We start from the raw sequence: 4659 nt of genomic DNA on the forward strand, positions 1-4659 counted from the left end.
ACTTTTGGGCTAGCTTTACTGTTTCTTTTATTCATAACCGGCGTGCGACGCCGGTGGAACGCTCTGAAGAGGACTGATGAATTTTTCAGTCCTCTTCAGAGGACTTTCGCTTTGAGGCAGGGGTTTCAACCCCTGCCGGACTGCGGGTTTAACGCTAAGTTGAGCCCAATGGGCACTTGGAGTGTCCCTACAAGGCCCCGCGTCCCTACGGCACTCGAAGAGATCGCGGGGTATACTTCCTAAACGTGGAATCTGCAGTAACTGATTTGATAGCAGAAGGTCTGAGCCGCTGTTGCACTTGGATGCTGTAAAATTAACTTTATTAACCTGCTTGAAAAGATGACAAATCGCTCTACTCGCGCCCTTTTTCACAGCAAAACACTGAACACTGCTTTGCGTGCTTTTAGCTTTCCGCAAGATATGGAAGTGCGGCACCAAAAATTGGGAACGTGGATTACTGCACTTAAAACGGGTACGTTAAACGAAGTTAAAGAAGTTTCGCTGCACGGCAATTTTATTAATGATATTTTTCAGGATATTTTGGGATATTGCTCGGTAATTCAAGGTGCGGGGAAAGCTTGGGAAATTAACGCCGAACAAACGATAGCTGATGGCGGCGGTTCTGCTGACGGGGCGATCGGCTTTTTTACTGCTGCTGACAATCATCCTAAAGGCAAAGCCGTGTCCCTGCAAGGTAAAGTGATTGCTCCGATCGAACTCAAGGGATCGAAAAATGATTTAGACCGTCCTGCATCACATCAGCATCCTGCGCGAACCGAATCAGCCGTTGACCAAGGTTGGCGCTACGCTAATTATACACCCGATTGTCGCTGGATGATTGTCTCGAATTATCGAGAGTTGCGACTTTATCATACCAATAAAACTCCCGCTTATTACGAACAATTTTTTCTAGCTGACTTGGCGGATATTGAAGCTTTTAAGCGGTTTTACTTTCTGCTGTGTCGCCGCAATTTTTTGCCGAAAAACCAAGAGCAAATAGGTTCTGTTATTGACAGACTGTTAAAAGACTCTGACGAAGCTCAAGAAGAAGTTACCAATAAATTATATCAAGAGTACAAAGCAATTAGACTCGCTCTCGTCAAACATTTTCGCTTTTCTGGGCCGCAGGATATCCCCAACCGCGATCGCGTACTCATCGAAAAAGCTCAAAAAACTTTAGACCGCGTTTTATTCATTGCTTTTTGTGAAGATAAAGGGTTGCTGCCCCGAAACACCCTCAGCAACGCTCACGACCACAAGGATCAATACAATCCTAGATTAATTTGGGAAAATTATCAATCTGTATTTCGCTGGGTAGATGTGGGAAATGATGACCCTCCTGTACCGGGATACAACGGCGGTTTATTTAAGTTCGATCCGGTTTTAGACGCACAATTGACTGTGCCAAATCCTTTATGCAGTCTGCTTAATAAGCTGACGCGCTTTGATTTTGATACCGAAGTTTCCGTCGATATTTTGGGGCATATTTTCGAGCAGTCTGTTACAGATTTGGAAGAATTAAATGCTGAAACTGCCGGACAGGAATACAATCAGAAAAAAGGCAAGCGGAAAACTCAAGGTGTGTTTTACACGCCTGCTTTTATTACTCAGTATATTGTCGAGGTTTCTCTCGGCGGCTATTTGCAGCGGCGAGAGCAAGAATTGCGCGATTTCTTCCTAATGGGCGAAGTTGCTGAAGTGTCGGTGCAGCCGGCAAAGAAAACTGCAATTAAGTTTTGGAAAGCATATCGAGACGAGGTGCTGCAAAAAACGCGCGTTATCGATCCGGCGTGCGGTTCGGGAGCTTTTTTGATTGCGGCTTTTGATTATTTGATGCAGCAGTATGAAAGAGTCGATCGCGAATTGAATGCTTTGGGATGTAAGCCAAAAGACGGCAACTCGCTGGAATTTGACAGAAGCATTTTAAGCAACAACCTGTACGGCGTAGATTTGCTGCCGGAATCGGCGGAAATTACCAAACTTTCCCTGTGGTTGAAGACGGCCCAAGCTGGTAAAACGCTGACTTACTTGGATGATAATATTAAAGCGGGAAACTCGCTCGTCGCTGACAGTAATGTAGCAGATACAGCGTTTGATTGGCAAGCTGAATTTCCCCAGATTTTTGCTGATGGCGGTTTTGATGTTGTCCTTGGCAATCCGCCTTACGTGCGACAGGAGTTGCTGTCTCCAATTAAACCATACTTGCAAGCGAATTATGAATCCTATAATGGCGTAGCAGACCTTTATACTTACTTTTATGAACTCGGATTAAACATTCTCAAACCGGGGGGAGTGCTTTCGTATATTGTCACAAATAAATGGCTGAGGTCGGGATACGGCGAACCTCTACGCAAGTTTTTTGCCAGTCAAGGTTTACTAGAGCAAATTATTGATTTCGGACACGCGCCAATTTTTGAGGATGCTGATACTTTTCCCTGTATTGTCGCAGTTAGAAAACCTAACGCTTCTCTATGTATCTCTGAAACTGAAAGCGAGATTGAGCCAGGTAAATCTGAACCTAATTCGCCTGTGATTGTTTGTCCGGTTCCCCGCGAGGAACTTGCTAATATCAACCTTACACAATACGTTCACCAACACGGTTATCAAATTTCGCGATCTCGCTTCACTGCGACTGCTTGGAGTCTGGAACCTCCTGCTGTTGATGAGTTGATGCAGAAAATTCAACGAGTGGCTGTTCCCCTAAAAGATTTTGCAGGGGTTAAGCCTTATCGAGGTATTTTAACAGGATTGAATGAGGCTTTTTTAATTGATGAAGCTACTAAAAAAAGTCTAGTTCAAGCAGACCCTAAATCGGCTGAAATCATCAAGCCATTATTGCGAGGTCAGAACATTAAACGCTGGAGTCCAGAGTGGGAAAATCTTTGGATTATTTTGCTGAAATCTAGCAGCGATAGTGTATGGCCGTGGAGTACCGCAAACGATAAAGCAGAGGAAGTATTTGCACAAATATTTCCATCGGTATATAAGTATATGAAGCCGATGCAAGAAAAACTGTCTAAGCGTTCCGACCAAGGGCGTTACTGGTGGGAACTGCGATCGTGTGCCTACTATAACGTTTTTCAAGAACCAAAAATTATCACTCAAGATTTGGCTACTTATTCTTGGTTTTGCTTCGTCGATCAAGAGGTATACCCAGTGAATACTTGCTATCTATGGCCAACAGGAAATTTTTATATGCTTGGGTGGCTGTGTTCGCCAATAACTTGGTGGATTTGTCACCACACTTTGCAAAAAGGAATCAATGACACACTGCGAATGTTTAGAGAACAGGTAGAAACTTTACCCATCGCACCACCAACTGACTCAATTCGTGCCGAAGTCGAACTAATTGTCAGCCGTTTAATTGAAATCGCCAAAATTAATCAAGAAACTCACCGAGATGTCTTGCAATGGCTGGAAATCACTTATTTAATTGATAAACTCGGACAAAAACTCGAAGATTTTTCTACCCTTTCCTTTGCAGAATTCGTAGCAGAAATCCGAAAGCGAATGCCGAAAACTAAATCCTCCGATCCTCTCGGTGTTGCTGGACTAAAAGCAGTCCGCGAAACTTATAATGAATATGCACCGGCCATTCAATCTCGCAAAGCTGAGGCGTTGAGACTCGAACACCGGTTATCCGACTTAGTTAATCAAGCTTATGGATTGACACCGGAGGAAATAGATTTGATGTGGAAAACAGCACCTCCGCGAATGCCGTAGCTTGCGGGGCGGGACGCCATCGCCCGACAGATTTGATAGAATATTAGAGCAGTATCACTGAGAATGAGTTTCCTTAGAAAAGGCGCTCTAATTTTGTGGACACTTCATCATCGTTACGCTTCCATTAATCATAATATCCCGGCCGGGGCGGGTTTTTGAGATTATCAATTATTGGCTGGTATTGTTGGTGAACCCGCCCCTACGAACGTAATGACAGAAACACGTTGTTTTTGCGTCCAGGACTATATCAGATTAAAAAATTGTGTTTTTTGGGGAAGATTTGTTAGACTGGGATTGTGAGCTAGCGAGTCGATAGACCATACTTTGTACGCGAGGTGAATCATTATGCTCCAAGCATTTGAAGGATTTTACAGAAATGGAGTCATCGAACTTTTAGAAGTTCCTGAAAACATTTATGAAAGCCGCGTCCTGATTACTTTTTTGGCTGCGCCATCCATTCCTAGATCGCCTACATTTATCCAGTTTGGAATGTTTGCTGGTACTCAACAATCCACCGCAGACGATTTCGAGATTGCCGAGTTTCAAGGGGATACTGACGATGAATTAGATTGGTCATAGCTGCCGATGAAATATGTCATTTAAAAGAGGAAAGCCAATGGTGACGAACCTAAATGTGGATACGGCACTGCTGCAAGAGGCGATCGAACTGGAGCGAGAAATTGCGATCGAAACCTTAGTTGAAATCGCCTTGCGCGAATACATTCAACGTCGCAAACAGCCACAGAATCTCGAACAGAGCTTTGGAGAATCTCTCACTGCATTTCGTGAAAAATATCAACTGCATGAACTGGGTTTAAATCCTGATGAAATTTGGGGAGATATTCGCGATCGAACTGCTTAAGGCTCGCGAATTAAATAACTTACAATTTTAATTGTTATTGTGGGATGGGCGTCCCGCCCGTCCAAAAAGGACGG

Annotated in this window: 3 protein-coding genes; all 3 read left to right on the top strand. The window is 43.9% G+C overall.

Going from position 1 to position 4659, the window contains the following annotated elements; genetic code table 11:
- Positions 1-339: 339 nt before the first annotated feature.
- Positions 340-3723, top strand: a complete 3384-nt coding sequence (locus QT992_RS32975; protein ID WP_333342998.1) for an Eco57I restriction-modification methylase domain-containing protein — start codon at positions 340-342, stop codon at positions 3721-3723.
- Positions 3724-4068: 345 nt separating this feature from the next.
- Positions 4069-4302: a hypothetical protein gene (locus tag QT992_RS32980; protein ID WP_333342997.1), complete on the top strand. Its 234-nt coding sequence runs from the start codon at positions 4069-4071 to the stop codon at positions 4300-4302.
- A 37-nt stretch (positions 4303-4339) separates the two neighbouring features.
- Positions 4340-4585, top strand: coding sequence for a type II toxin-antitoxin system VapB family antitoxin (locus QT992_RS32985; RefSeq protein WP_333342996.1), 246 nt, complete (start codon positions 4340-4342; stop codon positions 4583-4585).
- Positions 4586-4659: the final 74 nt, after the last annotated feature.

The sequence above is a fragment of the Microcoleus sp. T3_D1 genome (genome assembly GCF_036700405.1).
Lineage (GTDB): Bacteria > Cyanobacteriota > Cyanobacteriia > Cyanobacteriales > Microcoleaceae > Microcoleus.

What these genes read in the sequence shown, in the direction of transcription:
- QT992_RS32975 (WP_333342998.1), top strand. Translation starts at nt 340, where the DNA reads ATGACAAATCGCTCTACTCGCGCCCTTTTTCACAGCAAAACACTGAAC.
- QT992_RS32980 (WP_333342997.1), top strand. Translation starts at nt 4,069, where the DNA reads ATGCTCCAAGCATTTGAAGGATTTTACAGAAATGGAGTCATCGAACTT.
- QT992_RS32985 (WP_333342996.1), top strand. Translation starts at nt 4,340, where the DNA reads ATGGTGACGAACCTAAATGTGGATACGGCACTGCTGCAAGAGGCGATC.